17 protein-coding genes and 1 pseudogene are annotated in these 19622 nt (G+C 56.1%); 6 read left to right on the top strand and 12 right to left on the bottom strand.

Annotated features, from left to right (window positions below):
- Positions 1-65 precede the first annotated feature (65 nt).
- The 3 genes from AACX78_RS20595 to rffA all read left to right on the top strand — a co-directional run bounded on the left by AACX78_RS20595 (position 66) and on the right by rffA (position 2869).
- Positions 66-854, top strand: a complete 789-nt coding sequence (locus tag AACX78_RS20595; protein ID WP_201302912.1) for a TylF/MycF/NovP-related O-methyltransferase — start codon at positions 66-68, stop codon at positions 852-854.
- A complete protein-coding gene (locus AACX78_RS20590; RefSeq protein ID WP_159167257.1) occupies positions 844-1644 on the top strand; it encodes a hypothetical protein in 801 nt (266 codons plus the stop codon). The genes AACX78_RS20595 and AACX78_RS20590 overlap by 11 nt, the downstream gene beginning before the upstream one ends.
- 91 nt (positions 1645-1735) lie before the next feature.
- Positions 1736-2869, top strand: a complete 1134-nt coding sequence (rffA, locus tag AACX78_RS20585; RefSeq protein WP_159167256.1) for a dTDP-4-amino-4,6-dideoxygalactose transaminase — start codon at positions 1736-1738, stop codon at positions 2867-2869.
- A gap of 15 nt (positions 2870-2884) precedes the next feature.
- Here the strand turns inward: rffA and AACX78_RS20580 are convergent.
- The 12 genes and pseudogenes from AACX78_RS20580 to AACX78_RS20525 all read right to left on the bottom strand — a co-directional run.
- Positions 2885-3735 (bottom strand): annotated as a pseudogene (locus AACX78_RS20580) (IS3 family transposase); the annotation flags it as partial.
- A 5-nt stretch (positions 3736-3740) separates the two neighbouring features.
- A complete protein-coding gene (locus tag AACX78_RS20575) occupies positions 3741-4649 on the bottom strand; it encodes a class I SAM-dependent methyltransferase (protein ID WP_201302911.1) in 909 nt (302 codons plus the stop codon).
- Between the two features lie 21 nt (positions 4650-4670).
- On the bottom strand, positions 4671-5804 hold the full coding sequence (pseC, locus tag AACX78_RS20570; RefSeq protein ID WP_159167255.1) for a UDP-4-amino-4,6-dideoxy-N-acetyl-beta-L-altrosamine transaminase: 1134 nt from the start codon (positions 5802-5804) through the stop codon (positions 4671-4673).
- On the bottom strand, positions 5801-6805 hold the full coding sequence (gene pseB / locus AACX78_RS20565) for a UDP-N-acetylglucosamine 4,6-dehydratase (inverting) (RefSeq protein ID WP_096118939.1): 1005 nt from the start codon (positions 6803-6805) through the stop codon (positions 5801-5803). Before pseB ends, pseC begins: the two co-directional genes overlap by 4 nt.
- Before the next feature lie 221 nt (positions 6806-7026).
- Positions 7027-8856 (bottom strand): maltodextrin glucosidase, encoded by a 1830-nt coding sequence (gene malZ / locus AACX78_RS20560; RefSeq protein WP_159167254.1) that lies wholly within the window; start codon positions 8854-8856, stop codon positions 7027-7029.
- Between the two features lie 6 nt (positions 8857-8862).
- Positions 8863-9711, bottom strand: a complete 849-nt coding sequence (locus AACX78_RS20555; protein ID WP_005318309.1) for an HDOD domain-containing protein — start codon at positions 9709-9711, stop codon at positions 8863-8865.
- Between the two features lie 137 nt (positions 9712-9848).
- Positions 9849-10268, bottom strand: a complete 420-nt coding sequence (locus AACX78_RS20550; protein WP_058395143.1) for an META domain-containing protein — start codon at positions 10266-10268, stop codon at positions 9849-9851.
- A 212-nt stretch (positions 10269-10480) separates the two neighbouring features.
- The gene (gene yegD / locus AACX78_RS20545; RefSeq protein ID WP_159167253.1) at positions 10481-11842 is read right to left on the bottom strand and encodes a molecular chaperone; all 1362 of its coding nucleotides are present in this window, start codon (positions 11840-11842) and stop codon (positions 10481-10483) included.
- A 177-nt stretch (positions 11843-12019) separates the two neighbouring features.
- The gene (locus AACX78_RS20540) at positions 12020-13009 is read right to left on the bottom strand and encodes a 2-hydroxyacid dehydrogenase (protein WP_159167252.1); all 990 of its coding nucleotides are present in this window, start codon (positions 13007-13009) and stop codon (positions 12020-12022) included.
- Positions 13010-13086: 77 nt separating this feature from the next.
- Complete coding sequence (locus tag AACX78_RS20535) at positions 13087-13545, bottom strand: CreA family protein (protein WP_059168260.1); 459 nt, start codon at positions 13543-13545, stop codon at positions 13087-13089.
- A 174-nt stretch (positions 13546-13719) separates the two neighbouring features.
- Positions 13720-14574 carry a hypothetical protein gene (locus AACX78_RS20530; RefSeq protein ID WP_058395140.1) on the bottom strand — a complete coding sequence of 285 codons (855 nt, stop codon included), beginning with the start codon at positions 14572-14574 and terminating at the stop codon, positions 13720-13722.
- 50 nt (positions 14575-14624) lie between these two features.
- On the bottom strand, positions 14625-15011 hold the full coding sequence (locus AACX78_RS20525) for a TraR/DksA family transcriptional regulator (protein WP_005318322.1): 387 nt from the start codon (positions 15009-15011) through the stop codon (positions 14625-14627).
- Between the two features lie 467 nt (positions 15012-15478).
- On the opposite strand from AACX78_RS20525, the gene AACX78_RS20520 reads away from it, so the two are divergent.
- The 3 genes from AACX78_RS20520 (at position 15479) to AACX78_RS20510 (ending at position 19503) form a co-directional block, all read left to right on the top strand.
- Entirely contained in the window at positions 15479-16810 is a 1332-nt protein-coding gene (locus AACX78_RS20520; RefSeq protein ID WP_159167251.1) for a glutamine synthetase family protein, read from the top strand.
- A 179-nt stretch (positions 16811-16989) separates the two neighbouring features.
- Positions 16990-18351: an aspartate aminotransferase family protein gene (locus AACX78_RS20515; protein WP_159167250.1), complete on the top strand. Its 1362-nt coding sequence runs from the start codon at positions 16990-16992 to the stop codon at positions 18349-18351.
- A 54-nt stretch (positions 18352-18405) separates the two neighbouring features.
- Complete coding sequence (locus AACX78_RS20510; protein ID WP_081097817.1) at positions 18406-19503, top strand: polyamine ABC transporter substrate-binding protein; 1098 nt, start codon at positions 18406-18408, stop codon at positions 19501-19503.
- The last annotated feature ends 119 nt before the right edge of the window (positions 19504-19622 follow it).

The raw sequence follows: 19622 nt of genomic DNA, 5'->3' as shown, positions 1-19622 counted from the left end.
TACCGCATCGAGAGTGGGCTATATGGTGATTAATTTTTTGTTAAACTGACGCAAGGTGGATTGATATGGCTAACAATGATATGAATGATAAATTAGCGCTTCAATCACGTGATGGTGAATTGGTTTATACATCCAATGAAAAATCAAACAATACTCAGCAACTGAAAGCTTTGGTTCAACAATTATCCCCTTTATTTGGGGAAGCGTGGCATAGGCATAATCTAGTATCATTGCGGGTCGATTCTGTGGCGCGAGTTCTATATTATGCCGAGTTGTATAAAAAAATAGTCGATGTGCCCGGTGTTATTTGCGAATTTGGTGTGCACTGGGGCGCCGGTATGTCATTGCTTATTAATATGCGCAGCATCTTTGAGCCGTTTAATCAAAGTCGCGTGATTCATGGCTTCGATACGTTCGAAGGTTTTCCATCGGTAGATGTGAAAGATGGCGCATATGCGAATACTGGCGATTATAAGTCGATAGAGGAATATGAAGATAAACTTGCGCAGCTGTTAAAACTGCATGAAAGCTTTGCACCGATGAATGATCTGATAAAACATCGGCTTATTAAGGGAGATGCCTCGGTGACCATAGATAAATGGCTGGAAGATAACCCGCATGCTATTATTTCTATGGCCATTTTTGACATGGATCTTTATAAGCCAACCAAAGACGTACTGGAAAAAATTCTCCCTCGACTCACACGTGGTTCATTGCTGGTTTTTGATGAATTGAATTGCGAGTTTTTCCCTGGTGAAACCAGAGCGTTGGACGAAGTACTGGGTCTCAATAATTTACGTCTGTATAGAACTCCATTGCAGTCACATTGCGCATGGGCAGTCTATGGTGACTAAGTTGGATGCAATGGATTCTCAATTTTTTTACGCACCTAGGGATCAGTCGCTGTATATTGAAGTACGACATACTCCTTGGAACGATGTGGTTTTGGCGAGAAGAACATGCGAAATTATAGATCATTGTCCAAGCAGTTCAGAGTTTAACTCTTTGCTGCCTCAAGCTATTGCATTCATAAAAAAATCGAATTTTGAATATGTTCAGGCCAGAGTTGATCATTTTAGAGAAAAACGGCATGCTCTTGAGATAGCCGGGTTTTATTATGCTGAACTTAGCTACGAGCTATCATTTCGCAACCCTAAGACTTATTCGTTTGATCGCGATTTGAGTGGCCGCTTGGAGCTGGCTCCTGTGCAGTCACCGCAAGAGATTGATTTCATCAAGGCCATGGCACGAGATAATTTTAAGCACGGAAGAATGCTTGAGGATTTGAATATTGAATATATTGCTGCTCAGCAGCGGACAGCGAACTGGATCGATGTGTTAGCCAATGCCCCTCATGAGCTACTGATTGCCAAACATGGAGATAAACTAGTTGGTTTTCATGCACAGCGTCTTTCTGTCGATGGCGAATCTCTCGACTGGATTTTGACCGGAACCTGCTCAGCATATGCAATGCTCTCGGTTCCACTTTGGCATACTGTTTTTAAACTAGCGCAAGCCAGAGATATTAAGCTAATCAAAACAGTTATCTCCGCTGCAAATGTCGGGGTACTTAATCTGTACAACTCGTTTCCATTCCGAGTTGAGAAGGCTTTGTGTGGTTATCACTTGTTAATTGATGCATAGGCAATGTTGCTGACGTCTATCGAGGTTATACTGTTGTCAGCAGTCTAGGACTCTAATATAGACATGAAGTCGTTATTTTAGGTTGGATAATATGATCCCTTTTAATAAGCCTTATCTACATGGCCGCGAGTTGGTTTATATCGCGGAGTCAGTTGCCAGTGGAAAAATATCTGGTGATGGTATCTTCACTCGTAAATGCCATAACTATTTTGAGTCTAATTATCATTTCGGCAAAGCGTTGCTGACTACTTCTTGTACCGATGCCTTGGAAATGGCGGCAATTTTGCTCAATATCCAGCCGAGTGATGAGGTGATTGCTCCTAGCTATACCTTCGTTTCGACCGTTAATGCATTTGTTTTGCGCGGTGCAAGGATTGTTTTTGCTGATTCCTATCCTGATCATCCAAACGTTGACCCCAAACAGATTGCTAAGCTCATTACTCCGCGAACACGTGCCATTGTAGTTGTTCACTATGCGGGAGTGGCCTGTGATATGGATGCGATCATGTCGCTGGCTGAGCGATATAATATTCCGGTTGTGGAGGATGCAGCCCAGGCGATCGATGCATTTTATAAATCTCGCCCGTTGGGCAGTATCGGATGCTTGTCCACATTCTCGTTCCATGAGACGAAAAATATTATTTCTGGTGAAGGTGGTTTGCTGGTTATAAATGATCCGCAATATGTACCGCGAGCTGAAATAATCCGAGAAAAAGGGACGAACCGCAGCTCATTTTTTCGCGGTGAAGTCGATAAATATGGCTGGGTTGATATTGGCTCTTCATTTCTGCCATCGGACATCATAGCTGCTTATCTGTATGCCCAGTTGGAGCAGCTGGAAGCGATACAAAGGCGTAGGCTGGAAATATGGCATCGCTACTTACAGGAATTAACGCCAGTGGTCGGTGCATATGGGATCAAGCTACCATCAATTCCTGACTATGCCACCAACAACGCCCATATGTTTTATCTGGACTGTACCAGCCTCCAACAGCGTAGTCAGTTGATTAAACATCTGGATTTAGCCGGGATTAAAGCTGTTTTTCATTATCAATCTTTGCACAGCAGCCCCTATTTTCAGGAACTACATGATGGTCGAGCACTACCGAATGCGGATCATTTCACCGACTCGATCGTCCGTTTGCCGATGTATTTCGATCTGTCGAATGATGAGCTCGACTTTATTTGCGAGCAGATTGTTATCTGTCTTGGTCAACAAGCCTGAATCGCCCCGGGTTTTCTAGACACTCTGTTGCTGAAAAATAAACTGCCTTTCAAACTCTACCGGCGACAGCCCATCATTGGAACCATGGTGTCTGATTGGGTTGTAAAACATTTCGATATAATCAAATACGTCGCTGTGGGCTTCGTCTCTTGTCGAGTAAATCCTACGCTTGATCCGCTCCCGTTTGAGCAACTGAAAGAAGCTCTCGGCGACAGCGTTGTCGTGACAGTTGCCACGTCGGCTCATCAGGTTGTGAGCCTTCAGAAAGTCCTGCCATTCCCCACTGGTAAACTGGCTGCCCTGATCCGAATGCACTAACACAGGCTGCTTGGGCTTTCGGCGCCAGATGGCCATCAAGAGGCATCAACCGCCAAGTCTGCCATCATGTGTGGCTTCATCGCCCAACCGACGATCTGGCGAGAGAACAGGACGAGCACCACCGCCAGGTACAGCCACCCTTCTTGAGTGCGTATGTAGGTAATGTCAGTCACCCAGGATATGTTGGGGGCTGGCACCTTAAACTGACGTGCCAGCGTGTTTGGGGCAACCTGTGGGCTCTTGCCTCCATCATGCCCCTTACGGCGTTGATAGCCCGTTTGCGAACGTAGCCCTTCCCGCTTCATTAATTTGGCCACACGGTGCTTGCCGCAGGCTTCCTCCAAGTCACGAAGATCGCGATGGATCTTGCGATAACCGTAGACAGCACCACTTTCCAGCCAGGATTGCTTGACCAATCCGGTCAGTCGTTCCTCCTCCTGCTGCCGTGGCGACGCGGGCTGTTTCAACCACGCATAGAAGCCACTTCGGTGAACCCCCAGGGTCTGGCACAGGGTAACGACACTGTACCGGTCGAGTCGGGAGGTAATGAGGTTTATCTATTTTTTGCTAGCGCAAAACTCAGATATTCAGAGATATCCATCGTCAGATAAAGCACTCGGTAGTTATATTCCACACAAAACTCATGCACTGCTTCGATGACACCATAGCGATATTGAGATCGCCAGTTGCCCTGGATGTAGTCGTGACCAGCAATGATACCGGTTGATTTTACTTTTCTAGCACAGGCTCTGAGCTCATCCCGGGTTAATTCATAACTGTGAGTCGTATCGATATATACCCAGTCAAAGGTCTCATCCGGGAAGCTTTCCAGCGCCTCCAGCGAAGGCTTGCGGTGAATGATTACCTCGCCACGCTGCTGTTGCTGATGAAAATGGCTGTTCACACTCAGGTACAACGATTCACCGTAACGCTCTGAGCCCCATATATCCACCAGATGCAGCTTGCTGGGTTGGCATATCTCAGATATCTGGCGGCTAAAATCCCCTGCCGCCACGCCCAGTTCGGCAACTACCCCGTGTTTGGGCAATAGCGCCAGTAGCGACAGCCGATCAGTCAACAGGGTTGCGCCCTCGATATGGTGTTGCAACAAGGGGATCTTGGGCAGTATATCTTCGCGTTTGGTACGCACCGCTTGTAGGGCATTCTCATATTCACGGCTGGTCTGCACGACTACCTCATCAAACTCCTCGACTGAAATCCCCGGCTCGATGCCATAACTGGCCAGCGTCTGGTTGATCTCGCTGACAAAACAGCTTGCGATGACGATTTTGTCGAATTGGAGCCCCGTAAGCTGACTGGGGTGATAAACCGGTCTGTTCATCCAGCGTGAGCCCTGTTTCGCTAGGTCACTGTCAACAAAGCCCAACAGGGTATGGTTCAATGCCAATGCCGGTAAGAAATGCAGCGCTTGGGTCGAGGTTCCGTAAATCAGAATGTGCATAAGGCGCTCCGCGGATCGGGATCAGATCGTTGATAACAAAAAGGAGTGAATGTGCACTTGCTGGGCAGCGCTTAAAGCTGGAAACAGCGGCAAGGTGATGGCTCCGGCGTAAAACTGATCGGCAATAGATTGGGGCATTTGGCCCCATTTTTGATAGCAGGGCTGTTTGTAGATCGGCATATAGTGGACATTGGCACCTACACCATTCTCGCGTAGTCGCTGGAACAGCGCCTGGCGATGCTCTGGAGCAACATGGTGCACATAGAGATGAAAGGCGCTGCGCCGTTCTGGGCTGAAGTAACGGGGCAAGAGTTCAGGTGCCAGCGTTTCAAAGTAACGACGGGCAATCTCACTGCGCTTGGCGATCCAGGCGTCAAGATTGCTCATCTGACTCAACCCCAACGCCGCCTGTATATCTGTCATCCGGTAATTGAAACCCAGCATCTGTTGCTCGTAGTACCAGGGGCCGTCCGGTTCGTTGATGAAGTCTTCCGGTTCACGGGTGATGCCATGGCTGCGCAGCATGCGCATGGTTTTGGCCAGGGCGGGGTCATTGGTCATGGCCATGCCGCCTTCGCCGGTGGTGATGATTTTCACCGGATGGAAGCTGAAGACTGTGATGTCGCTGTAGCGGCCATTGCCGGTCGGTTCGCCGTGATAGCGGGCGCCGAGGGCGTGGCAGGCATCTTCTATGATGCGAAAACCGTACTCCCGGCCCAGACTATGGATCTCTTTCATATCGCAGGGCAAGCCCGCGAAGTGCACCGGAATCACTACCTTGGGCAGGTGTCCTTCCGCCTTGGCGACAATCAGTTTGCGCTCCAGCTCCAGTGCGCACATGTTGCCGGTATCCGGCTCTATGTCGACGAAGTCAACCTGAGCACCGCAATAAAGTGCGCAGTTCGCCGAGGCTACAAAGCTGATGGGGGAGGTCCAGACCCAGTCTCCCTGGCCGACACCCAGAGCCAGACAAGCGATGTGCAGAGCGGCCGTACCCGAGTTCACGGCGACGCCAAAGCATGCGCCACAGTAATCGGCGACTGCTTGCTCGAAGCGAGGAACGACCGGGCCCTGTGTCAGAAAGTCCGACCTCAGTACCTCGACCACGGCCTCGATATCCGCCTCGCTGATCGACTGTCTGCCGTACGGGATCATTCCATTACCACCTTGTCATTCAACTCTCTTAGCTGGGCCACCGTCAGGAAGTCGCTGTTGTTGCGGGAGTTATATTCGAAACCCTGTTCGACCATGAGACCCTTCTCGCCCACAGCTGTGACTGAGAAGTCATTGTTGCGATTATTGAAATTGATGGTGGGACCGATGATGAAGAAGTCGTCGAACTCGAAGGTGTGGTAGGAGTCGTCGGAAGGGCACATCACCTCATGCAACTTCTCACCGGGGCGAATACCGATAATTTCCTGGGCCAGCTGGGGCGCCATGGCGGTAGCCAGGTCGGTGATCCGTACCGAGGGCAGCTTGGGCACGAAGATCTCGCCGCCCTTCATCCTCGGGAAGTTGTTCATCACAAAATCCACTCCTTGCTGCAGGGTGATCCAGAAACGGGTCATCTCGGCATGGGTGATGGGCAGTGTGCTGGCACCCTGGTCAATTCGTTTTTGGAAGAAGGGCACCACTGAGCCGCGTGAACCTACCACATTGCCGTAGCGCACGACCGCGAAGCGGGTTGGATCCTGGCCTGCAATATTGTTGGCCGCCACAAACAGCTTGTCGGAAGCCAGTTTGGTGGCGCCATACAGGTTGATCGGGTTGGCAGCCTTGTCGGTAGAGAGGGCAATCACCTTCTTGACCTGATTGAGCAAGGCGGCCTGGATGACGTTCTCCGCCCCATGAATGTTGGTCTTGATGCACTCCATGGGGTTGTATTCAGCGGCGGGGACCTGCTTGAGTGCGGCCGCGTGCACGACGTAATCGACGCCGCGCATCGCCATGTTCAGCCGGTTGGCATCCCTCACATCCCCGATGAAATAGCGCATGCAGGGGTCGTTGAACACCTGTTGCATCTCGAACTGCTTCAGTTCGTCGCGGGAGTAGATGATGAGCCGCTTCGGCTTGTAGCGTTCCAGTACTGTCTTGACCAGCATCTTGCCAAACGAGCCAGTGCCGCCGGTAATCAATAGGGTTTTATTGTCGAACATGACGGATTCTCGCTAGTGATGCCAAGAGGCAAGCAATATATGTGCCTGGAACCAGTTTAGCCGAAAAGGGCTGGAAGCAGTTTTGTATGATGCCAGTTTTATTCCACTATGAGTGAAGTAACTAGATGATTCATAGAGAAATCCAACCCAGTTCAAACAACTTTATGCGATCTCTGATGCTTTAACAAAAAGCGGAACATCCGGTTCCGCTTTTTTGACGCTTAGCTGGAGATCAGCACTCTGGCCGAGTTGGCGGGTATGGTCACTTGTACCTGTCCCTGTACCACTTCGTACTTGTCACCGTTGAAGGCATCGGTGAAGCGGCTGGCGGGGCTGGCGGTCTGCCACAACGGTAGGCTGATGGTGCGTGGCTCGGTCGGATGACGGTTGCAGGCGACCACAACTTGATCGCTTTGCAGGGTTCGAGCGAACACATAGCTGTGAGGGCCGGCGTAAAGAGTCTGGATATCGCCACGGCGCAGAGCAGGCCGCTGCTTGCGGATCTGGATCAGCCGGCGGTAGTGATCGTGCAGCACGTGGTCCCAGGCCGTGGTCTCCCACGGGAAGCAGCGACGGCAATCCGGGTCCTTGCCACCCGAGAGCCCCACCTCGTCGCCGTAGTAGATGGACGGCACGCCGATATAGGTGAGCAGCAAGGTGGCGGCCAGCTGCATCCGTTGTTTATCCTCTCCCAGCAGATGGAGGAAGCGGGCGGTATCGTGGCTGTCCAGCAGGTTGAACTGGGCTAGCTGGTTCTTGAACGGGATATGGGCCCGCGCCAGCTTGAGCCAGCGATCCAGCTCGTCGGCGCTGATCCTGATGGGGTGGTAGGCGATGTCCTGCCCGGCCAGGAAGGCGCGGATCGGGTGGGCAAAACCATAGTAGTTCATGGCGCCATCCTCCTGATCTCCCTGCAGCCACTGGCTCGCCTCGAAGAAGTGCTCGCCGAGCACATAGGCATCCGGGTTTTCCTGCTTCACGGCGCCGCGAATGGCACGCACATGGCCGCGATTGCCCTCGGCGGTACCACGCTCCCCCAGCATGTGGATGACGTCAAAGCGCCAGCCGTCTATCTGGTAGGGCGCCCGCATCCAGTAGCGCAGAATGGCGTCGTCGGCGCGATAGATAGCGTCCTGTACCTGCTCGCTGGAGAAGTCGAGCTTGGGCAGGCTGCGGATCCCCTTCCAGCTGACATAGTCCCCTTCGTTGTCAAAGGTGTAGAAGTTGCGCCACGGTGAATCCGGGTTGCTCTGGGCACCCTGTGGCGGGCAAAACCAGGGGTGCTGGGTCGAGGTATGGTTGACCACTGCATCCAGAATGATCTTCATGCCGCGCTGGTGCAGGTTACGGGTCAGCTCGGCGAACTGTGCATTGCTGCCGAGGTGGGCATCGACCTTGAAGTAGTCCTGGGTATCGTACTTGTGGTTGCTCGGCGAATCGAAGATGGGGTTGAGGTAGAGCGCCGTGACCCCGAGGGATTGCAGATAGTGCAGCTTGGCATCTATCCCCGCCAGGTCCCCGCCGTAAAACTCACAGGCGCCGAGCCCCTCTTCGTGGCGGCTGACCGGCTCACCCCACCCCTTGCTGATCACCGCCTTGCCGCGGTACTCGTATTCATGATGCTTCACGCTCAGGGCCGGATCGCCGTTGCAGAAGCGGTCGGGAAAGATCTGGTAGAACACCTGATCCTGCACCCAGGCTGGCGGCTGGTGCAGGCTGTTGAAACGAAAGTGCTGCTCCCGAGGCGGCATGGCCGAGCTGACGCCAGCGCCGTGCAACCACCACTGCTCCTCATCGGTCAGGCATTTGAAGCAGTAGAGGTGGATATCCTGCCCTTTGAGCAGTGGCAATGTGGCTTGCCACACCTGCAATCTGTCCCGGGTCGAGACTGGCGTCATCGCCAGCAGGTACTCTTCGTTGTCAGGTTCGTGGCGCAGCCACACCTCCCGGATCGGGGCATCCAGCTCGCTGAACAGGGTGAGTTGCAAGCTGTCGGCGCTCTCTTTGAACCAGGGCGCCACCTGGGGATGAAACAGAAATGGATGGGTCATGAGTGCTTATTGAGTTAGAAGGTCGGCGAGGGCATTACCCTGTTCGTGAAGCGTTTCGAGCTGGCCTGCCAGCGATTTGGGATCCAGCCCCAGCTGGTCGGCAAGCGGCTTGGGGAAACGGGCAATGATGGCCTGGGCGGGCACACCCGCATTCCAGGCGAAGGAGATGAAGACGGCGAGCCGGATCAGCACCGCCTCCTTGCTGACCGGATCGTGGGAGAGGGGATCCAGCTGCTGGGAGATGGCATCGACGAAGGCTTCCGACAGGTTCCAGCGCCGTGCCAGTTCGGCACCGAGCTGGGCATAGTCGTACCCCAGCATCTCCCGTTGGGCCTCTACCCGGCTGCTCCCCTTCTGGATCGCCATATTGATGAGCTCGGCCTCTTCCGGCAGTGTGCTCTGGATAAGCAGCTCACCTATGTTGTGGATCAGGGCACAGGTAAAGGCGGTCTCGGGATCCAGCACCTTGGCCTCCTGGGCCAGGGTCTTGGCGATAGTGGCAACCTGGAAGGTCTCGGTCCAGAACTTGTTCTTGTCGAAGCTGGGGGGGGCCTTGAAGGTGCCTATGATACCGGAGGCGACCACCACGGAGCGCAACCGGTTGAAACCGAGGCGGATCACCGCCTGCTCGATGGAGGTGACATCATTGCCACGGCGCAGGGCGGCCGAGTTGGCCATCCGCAGCACCTTGACGCTGATCACCTGGTCCATGGCGATCTTGCCCGCTATCTGGTCGATACGGGCATTTTCATCGCTGAAACTCTGCATCAACTCATGCAGTAGCTGCGGAATAGTGGGGAGTTGTTTGATCTTGTCAAACAGACGATCCATCGACATGGCTGAGGCAGCCTCCATTGCGAGCACTGCCTCATATTGTGCCACAGGCGGGACACTTGTTCCTGTTTGTGATGCCGGTTTCGTGAGCATGAGGGTCTGTTGATGTGCAGTTCCGACCGCAATTGAGTCAGTTTGACGCCGGCAGACAACCGCGCTTATAGCACCCAGTCACGCAAGGTGTATTCCAAACTGTGCTGTTTCCCCTTCAGGATCAAGGTCTGGGTGGTGCCGCTCAGGGTGGCGCCTTCGAGCAGTGTGGTGATGACTGCCTGCTCTATGGCGTCGAGAGGAGCCTGACAGGCCATCTCGGTACTGCCGAGGCTGGTAACCCAGAATCTGTCGCCCTCGAGGTGGCCCTGGCCGAAGTAGCGGTTGCAACCAGCGATACCGTTGACGGTGAAGTGTTCACCTATCTCGAAATCGGGCGGATTGTCGCGGGAGGCCGCAATGGCCTGGCCATCCAGCTTGTCGAGCACCCAGTGATGATGCTGCAAGTCTTGCTGGACGAACGAAGGGGTACTGCTGCAGGCGCTGAGCAGGAACAGGGCGAGCAGCAGTAGCAGGAATCTGGGCATGGAAGGGCTCCGGTAGTGGGAGCAACAAGCATACCTCCTGCGCCGTCCCCGGGGCAGGGCGAGGGGAGCCGACCCCGACTGCTTCTGTCGCCCTGTGAGTCAACCCTGTGTCGTTAAATGGCAACACCTTGCCGTGATCGGGATGCGTTCGATGCTGAACAGGCGATAAGAGCGCTTATCGTCTCTGTCTCCGTGAGGTGGAACTGCGGGCCTCAGTCAGCGAACAGACATGCGGCATAACGAGCAAGCCCTGCCGCCACCGAGCCGAAGTCATCGCCACCCTCAAGCGGAATGGTGGGCAACTTGTGACGAATAAAGGCGGCGATCAGCGGCGAACGGGCGCTGCCGCCAGTGACGAAGATGCGGTCCGGCTGCACTCCTGCATTGGTAATGGCTTCGTCCATCAGCTCGCCAATCTTCTCCAGCAGCAGGGCAGAGGCGCTGGCCAGCTGTTCACGACTGAGCTCGGCTTCCAGCCCCTTCTCCAGTTCACTCAGGGATTGGCGATTCAGCTCCTGCTCCGAGAGGGCGATCTTGCCCTGCTCGGCACGCCATACCAGCTGGTGGCTCAGTTTGTGAGCGCGCAGGTTGGCCAGCCGTCCCAGTTTGCTGCCCGGCAGGCTGTCGAGCTGCAGATCCTGCAGCTGACGCGCGGTATCCAGGCTGTAGAAACGGCCCTGGGCGCTGACGTCGTTGATGGCGGCGGCATCCCAGAACAGCGGGTGAGGCAGCGGTTTACCGGTCTTGAGGGTCTCGTGCATGCCGAGCAGCGGCATCATGCCTTCCACCGTCAGCCTGATATCGAAGTCGTTGCCGCCGATGCGCTGGCCGCTGTGGCCGAGCAGATCGCCGCTGCGATCCAGCTGGTCGCGATGGCTCGGGCCCATGCGCAGCATGGAGCAGTCTGTGGTGCCGCCGCCGATATCCACCACCAGCACGACGGCGTCTTCACCCAGCCGCGCCTCGAACTCGAAGCCGGCCGCCACGGGTTCATAGAGGAACTCCACCTGCTCGAACCCGGCCAGACGGGCCGCCTCGGTCAGGATGGCGATGGCCTGCCTGTTGCTCTCTTCCCCTGCCAGCCCCTGAAAGTTGACCGGTCGACCTATCACGGCGCGGCGTACCGGAGTGCCAAGCTGCTGCTCCGCCTGGCGGCGTACGTGCAGCATCATGGCGCAGACGATGTCTTCGAACAGGGCGATCTGGGGAGCCTTGAGGCCGTAGGCGCCGAGGAAGGATTTCGGCGACTTGATGTAATAGCCATCGTCCGGCTCCTCCAGATAGCGCTCCAGCGCCGCAGCGCCGAAGCTGAGTTCGTCGATCAGCCCCTCTTCCCGCATCTGGCGGCGTACCGCCTGGGCACGGGTAACCACAGGGCCGCGCAGCTTGAGGTATTCGGCCTGCTGGGCCGGTGCCAGCCCTTCGGCCAGCAGGCCGGCGATGGCGTCTCTGTGGGGCGCGTGCAGCGTGGAGGGGAGATAGCGGGAACCACCTAGAGTCAGCAGCCTGGGGCTGCCTTGTTCCATCACGGCGACGGCACAGTTGGAAGTACCGTAATCAAATCCGATAAACATGGGCAGCCAGACTCCTGAATAAAAAAGGGCAGGTAGCCTACCCGATGACGTCGGGTCTCACAACCCGGCACCCCGGATATTGAGGTCGCAGGGGAAAATACACAGGGGGGAGCATGTCGGTGTGGAACACAGAGGGAATGGCTCCCTCTGTCGTTCATGGCTACGGGTGCGAGAGGATTACTCCACCTCGTTGTCGCTATGGCCCCGGCTCTCTATGGCCTTGAGGTTGCCGAGGGTGGTATCGGCGATGGCGTGCAGCGCTTCGCGGGTCAGGAAGGCCTGATGGCCGGTAAACAGCACGTTGTGGCAGGCCGACAGACGACGGAACACGTCATCGGTGATCACCTCATTGGACTTGTCGGAGAAGAAGAGGTCTTCCTCTTCCTCATAGACGTCCAGCCCCAGTGCGCCGATGCGAGCGGTCTTGAGCGCCTCTATGGCGGCGTTGGAGTCGAGCAGGCCGCCCCGGCTGGTGTTGATGATCATCACGCCATCCTTCATCTTGGCGAACGCCTCCTTATTCAGCAGGTGATAGTTCTCCTTGAACAAGGGGCAGTGCAGGCTGATGACATCGGACTGGCGAAACAGGGTGTCGAGATCCACGTACTCGGCACCCAAGTCGATGGCCGCCTGACTCGGGTAGGGATCGCTTACCAGCAGACGCATGCCAAAGCCCTTGAGGATGCGCAGGGTGGCGATGCCGATCTTGCCGGTGCCGATAATGCCGGCGGTGCGGCCATGCATATTGAAGCCGACCAGCCCCTCCAGCGAGAAGTTGGCATCGCGGGTGCGCTGATAGGCCTTATGAATGCGGCGGTTGAGGGTCATCATCAGCCCCACCGCATGTTCGGCAACGGCTTCGGGGGAGTAGGCGGGGACCCGTACCACTTTCAGCCCCAGCTCCTTGGCGGCAGCCAGATCCACATTGTTGTAACCGGCACAGCGCAGGGCGATGACCTTGGTGCCGTTGGCGGCCAGCTCGGTCAGCACTTCCCGGTCGGCGTCGTCATTGACGAACAGGCACACCACGGGGAAGCCGTGGGCCAACCGGGCTGTCTTGGCCTCCAGCCGTACGTCGAAGAACTCCAGCTCATAGCCGTACTGGCTGTTGGCCTGATTGAAGTGTTCCTTGTCGTAGCTCTTGGTACTGAAAACGGCGACTTTCATGGTGTGCTCTCCGCAAATAATGATGTAGTTAAATTACAACAAATGTGGGCCGTCATCACGGGATAAATAGGGCCGATTCAGCCCCATGGCATGATGGGAACCGCACTCACTGCGCTTTTATACGAACCATCTACCAATTTGGTGCTGTAAGTCAGATAAACCAGCGCATTGCGCTTTTCGTCGTAAAAACGCACCACTTTCTGCTCCTTGAACACCAGTGAGGTGCTGACATCGAACACCTCCTCCCCCGCTTTGAGCTTGGCAGGCAGTGAGATGGGGCCAGTCTGATGGCAGGAAAGCGAGGCGTGAGAGGGATCTTCCGCCAGTCCCAGCCCGCCTTTGACGCCACCGGTTTTGGGGCGTGCCAGGTAGCAGGCAATGCCGGCGATTTTGGGGTCATCGAACGCTTCTACCAGGATCTTGTGGTTGGGGCCGAACAGTTTGAAGGCGGTACTCACCTCCCCTATGGGGTCGGCCTTGTCGGCCAGGGCCGGCATTGCCATCAGACAGCACGCCAGCAGCAGGCCTTTATTCATGTTTCGCATATGATTTCCTTGAGTTGTCAGCAGCGGGCAAGGCGCGATCCCGGCACTCTGGCTGCCACGACCCCGCTTGCCTCAGAGGGCTGTCTGCCCCCGATCCCTGATGGCCGGGGGATAATCCCGGCAGTGATGCCAGCGCCGCTCAACGCGCACGCCGTTCGAACACTGTTACCGCGGAGGATACTCCCAATATTGGGCTGGAATACTGTTGAGCAAGGGAGTCATGTCCGGGTTGGGGAGCTGAATGGTGACCCGTTTCTCCAGATTGGCGCTGGCGAGGGCTTCACGGATCTTGGGATTCTCACGGAAGAAGGTCATGAAGCTGCCATCGGCATAGGCCCGTTCCAGCCCTGTCTGGATCGCCTTGGCCAGCTTGGGATACTCGGGGCTGACGAAAAAGAACTCGGCAAAGGGATAGCGGATCAGCAGGCGCTGATCGATGACCAGATTGGGGTATTGCGCCACCAGTTCGCTGCGCTCGGCAAAGATCTCCACCAGACTGCGCGGGAAGAAATCGAGCTTGTCGCCGTCGTTGATGAGACGAAACAGAGTGCTGTAGCGACCGGAATAAGTCGGGATGCCAGCGTTTTCCAGGATCTTGTTGTCAGCCCAGCCCACACCTTGTGCCGCTTTCAATTGCTTGAGATCGGCCAGCGAATTGATCTGGTTGAACTTCTCCTGAGCGTCGCTGTGGATGAAGGAGAGGCGCAGGCCTTCCAGACCGCGAAACAGCGGGATCGGGACGGCAATGAGGGAGGATTCTAGTGCGCTGGAGGTACCCATCCAGAATACATTGATGGTCTTTCCCTTGCTCAGCTGTTGCTGCAGGCTGTACTGGTTGAGGTTGAGTTCGACCTGCTCGATGCGAAACGGCTGTCCGGCATGTGTCAGCGCCAGTTCCAGCAGTTTGAGTTGATATTCCTTGTCGAGATCGTTGATTGGTCGGCTGGGAACCTTGACCGTGAGGGTCTGTGCTTGTGCCAGCAACGGCAGACACAAGCACAGTCTGAGGAACCATTTCACTCTCTGCTCTCCTGTAGAATCCGGGACTTGCCCGGAGTCTAACAGAAGAATCAGGCAACGCGACGGTACACGTGAGTGTCGTTGAATTCCTTGGTACTCTGGCATTCAACGCAGAAGCGGGACTCGGGACGAGCCTGCAGCCGCTTGAGAGAAATCTCGTCACCGCAAGATTCGCAGTAACCAAAATCCCCTTCGTTGATACGCCTTAACGCACCCTGCAGCTTGCGCAGGTGCAACTTGTCATGCTCGATGCGGTTCAGCTCCAGACGACGGGCTTCCTCGATACTGGCACGGTCAATTTCATCAGCCATCTCGTTGGTATCGGTGGCGATGGCCTGGCTGGCCTGGGAGTTGAGGCGATCTTCGAGTTCGAGGATCTGACGCTCGATCTGCCCCTTGTAAAAGGCCAGTTGGTCTTTAGTCATGAAATCACACATACGGTTTACTACCAGTCAGTTACTAACCCAATTATCCCTGTTTATGGGGGCTGTCTGCCTGCAGACCAAGCCCTGTGTCCTGAATTTGCACCAAATCCAAGCAGGAGAGTGCAAATCAGGGCGGGCCTTGTACCAAAAAAATGCAGGCATGCAAAGCAAATAGGATAAGGATTGTGCGCCCTTGCAAAAAAATGACCTGATTCGGACAGGGTCTGACTGAGAACATGGAGGATCAGGCACCCTCGTTGGCATCGGCCTTGCAGTGGGTCTTGGGTGAGCCAAGGTGTTTAGTATTTGGTGTCGGAATGGTCATTATATGCACCGTTATTTATAATTTTTTAAACACCACCGCTTGACATCAGCCTTGACGGCGGGCTTTTATGGTGTTGTTGATTACAATTTGATAACAAGGGTGTTCCATATACTAGACACCCTTGCCAATGGCAATCGTAAAGTCGGGGTTTAACATGGACAGTATCAAGGGCTGGATGGAGAGCAATCGCATCACGGAAGTGGAGTGCCTGTTTCCGGATTTCACCGGTAATGCCCGAGGCAAGATCATTCCAGCCAACAAATTTTTGCGCGAAGGGGGCATGCGGCTGCCCGAGGTCATCTTCACCCAGACGGTGACCGGCGAGTACCCGGATGACGACAGCATGATAGACCCGCTGGAGCGGGACATGCAGCTCTACCCGGACCCCAACACCATTCGTTTCGTGCCCTGGGCCCTGGAGCCGACCGCTCAGGTGATCCACGACTGTTTCGACATCAATGGCAATCTGATCGACATAGCGCCGCGTTCGGTGCTGCGTCGGGTCCTGTCATTTTATGAGAAGCAGGGCTGGAAGCCGGTGGTCGCCCCCGAGCTCGAATTCTACCTGGTCAAGCGCAACGAAGACCCCGACTATCCTCTGGTACCGCCCATTGGCCGCAATGGCCGCCCGGAGACGGCCCGCCAGTCGTTCAGCATCGATGCGGTCAACGAATTCGACCCCATCTTCGAGGACATGTACGACTACTGCGAGGCGCAGGAACTGGAAGTGGACACCCTTATCCACGAATCCGGCGCCGCCCAGATGGAGATCAACTTCCTGCACGGCGATGCCATCGATCTGGCCGATCAGGTGTTCCTGTTCAAGCGCACCATGCGGGAAGCGGCTCACCGTCACGGCATCTATGCCACCTTTATGGCCAAGCCGATGAGCGACGAGCCGGGCTCCGCCATGCACATCCACCAGAGTCTGGAAGATGCAGATGGTCGCAACCTGTTCGGCACGGACAATGGCGGCAATACCGAGCAGTTCATGCACTTCATCGCCGGTCTGCAGAAATACACGCCAGCCGTGACCGCCTTGCTGGCGCCGAACGTCAACTCCTATCGTCGGCTCACCTTTGGCGAGAGCGCGCCGCGCAACGTGCAGTGGGGCGTAGAGAACCGCACCTGTGGCCTGCGGGTGCCCTTCTCCGATGCCAGTGCCCGCCGGGTAGAGAACCGTTTTGCTGGCGCCGATGCCAACCCCTATCTGGCGCTGGCTGCGACCCTGGCCTGCGGCTACCTCGGCATGATGGAAAAGCTGGATCCGTTGCCGGAAATGAAGTCGAGCGCCTATGACCTGCCTTACAGTCTGCCCCGCTCGCTGGAGGAGGCTCTGAGCCATCTTGAGCAGTGCGAGCCCCTCAAGGAGATGCTGGGGGAGCGTTTCATCCGCGCCTTCGTGGCGGTCAAGCGCAAGGAGTACGAGACCTACTTCGGGGTGATCAGCCGCTGGGAGCGCGAGTTCCTGCTGCTGAACGTGTGATCCCGTGGGCGTGCCAGCCCTTACAGCGGGGGAGGCCAGACCCGGCCTCTCCTCTCCTTGTATCGAAGACACCAGAAAGCATGCCAGCTGTGAGTGGCAGTGACTGAAAGAGCGCCTGCCACCCGGATTGATTGACGAAAGAGTCCCGCTTAAATCGAAGGAACCGAGGAGCAAATACAATGCAGCACACGACACGTGAGTGGCAGCAGCTGGATGCCAGCCACCACCTGCATCCCTTTACCGATTTTCAGGCGCTGAACCAGAAGGGCAGCCGCATCATCACCAGGGCCGAAGGCATCTATCTGGAAGACTCCGACGGGCGTCGCATTCTGGACGGCATGGCGGGACTCTGGTGCGTCAACATGGGCTACGGTCGTCAGGAGCTGGTGGAGGCAGCCACCAAACAGATGCAGCAACTGCCCTACTACAATCTTTTCTTCCAGACCGCACATCCTCCGGTGATCGAGTTGGCGACCCTGCTGGCCGAGGTGACTCCGCCCCATCTCAATCATGTCTTCTTCACCGGCTCTGGCTCCGAGTGCAACGATACGGTGCTGCGGATGGTCCGCCACTACTGGGCCAGCAAGGGGCAGCCGGACAAGCAGGTGATCATCAGCCGCCACAACGCCTATCACGGCTCCACCGTGGCGGGTGCCAGTCTGGGTGGCATGAAGGGGATGCACGCCCAGGGCGGCCTGCCCATTCCCGGCATAGTGCACATCGATCAGCCCTATCACTTCGGCGAGGGGCAGGGCATGAGTGCCCACGAGTTCGGTCTGGAGCGTGCCCGCCAGCTGGAGCAGAAGATCCTGGAACTGGGGGTGGACAAGGTGGCCGCCTTCATCGGCGAGCCCATCCAGGGCGCCGGCGGCGTCATCATTCCCCCCGACAGCTACTGGCCCGAGATCCAGCGTATCTGCGATCACTACGGGATCCTGCTCATTGCCGACGAGGTGATCTGCGGCTTTGGCCGTACCGGCCACTGGTTCGCCAGCGAGGGATTCGGCATCAAGCCGGACCTCATGTGCCTGGCCAAGGGCATCACCTCCGGCTATCTGCCCATGGGGGCCGTGATGGTGGGGGATCGCGTTGCCAGGGTGCTGGTGGACGAGGGCGGCGAATTCAACCACGGCTTCACCTATTCCGGTCATCCGGTGGCCTGCGCCGTCGCCATTGCCAACATTAATCTTATGCAAAGCGAAAGCATAGTTAAGCGAATTCATGATACTATCGGCCCCTATTTGCAGCGCCGCTGGCGCGAGCTGGCGGACCATCCGCTGGTGGGCGAAACCCGTGGCAAAGGCTTGGTGGCCGCGCTGGAAATAGTGCAGGACAAGCAGACCAACAGCCGCTTCCCGGCTGGGCTGCAAGCCGGCATGACCTGCCGGGAATTCTGCTTTAACAATGGCTTGGTGATGCGGGCGGTCGGCGATACCATGATCATATCGCCCCCCTTGGTCATCACCGAGGAACAGGTGGATGAATTGGTCAATCTGGCCAAGCTCAGTCTTGATCTGACGGCGGCAAAGCTGAAAGGGTAGGCGGGGGCTGGGCAGGTTGGCTTGCGCATATAATTTGCTTAGGAGACAAGGATGATGTCTTTCAAAACGGGAATGATTGCCGCTTCTGTGGCGCTGGTCATGGCAAGTACCGGGGCGATGGCCGACGAGAAGGTGTTGCACGTCTACAACTGGAGCGACTATATCGCGCCGGAGACCCTGGAAAACTTCCAGAAAGAGACGGGCATCAAGGTGGTATACGACGTGTTCGACAGCAACGAGGTGCTGGAAGCCAAGTTGCTGGCGGGCAGTTCAGGTTACGACATAGTCGTGCCGTCCAACCCCTTCCTGGCCAAGCAAATCAAGGCGGGCGTGTTCCAGAAACTGGACAAGTCCAAACTCTCCAATTGGCAAAACATGGATGCCGACCTGTTGAAGGCGCTCGAACCGAGCGACCCGGGCAACCAGTACTCCATTCCTTACCTGTGGGGCACCATCGGCTATGCCTACAATGCCGAGAAGGTAAAAGCCGTGCTGGGCAAGGACGCGCCGGTGGACTCCTGGGATCTGGTGTTCAAACCGGAGAACATGGCCAAGTTGAAGGAGTGCGGTGTCTCCTTCCTCGACTCACCGACCGAAATGCTGCCGGCCGCCCTGCAATATCTGGGCTTCAAACCGGATAGTCAGAAGCCGGACGAGTTGAAGCAGGCCGAGGCACTGTTCCTCTCCATCCGCCCCTATACCGCCTATTTCCACTCCTCCAAGTACATCTCGGATCTGGCCAACGGCAATCTCTGCGTCGCGGTCGGCTATTCCGGTGACTTGCAGCAGTCCAAGGCGCGGGCGGCGGAAGCCAACAACGGCGTGGCGCTGACCTACAGCATTCCGAAAGAGGGGGCGGGCAGCTTCTTTGACATGATTGCCATTCCGGCGGATGCCAAGAACGCAGAGTCCGCGCACACCTTCATCAACTACCTGATGAAGCCTGAGGTGATCGCCAGCATCACCAACTTTGTGCAGTTCCCGAATGGCAACAAGGCCGCGACGCCTCTGGTGGATGAGGCTATCCGTACCGACCCGGGTATCTACCCCAACGCCGAGACGCTGCAGAAGATCTATACCTTCCCGGATCTGCCGGCCAAGGTGCAGCGCCTGATGACCCGCAGCTGGACCAAGATCAAGTCTGGCAAGTAAGTGACGAGTACCCCTCCCGGTCTGCAGTTCGGCCGGGAGGGTGGTGACAACCCGACAGGTTGAACGGCGCGTATGGATGCGCAGCTGGCATACCAAAAACAGATGAGGACTGATACGTG

The organism is Aeromonas sp. 9A (assembly GCF_963900955.1).
GTDB classification, from domain to species: domain Bacteria; phylum Pseudomonadota; class Gammaproteobacteria; order Enterobacterales; family Aeromonadaceae; genus Aeromonas; species Aeromonas salmonicida.
This window is presented reverse-complemented; position numbering and strand designations above follow the sequence as displayed.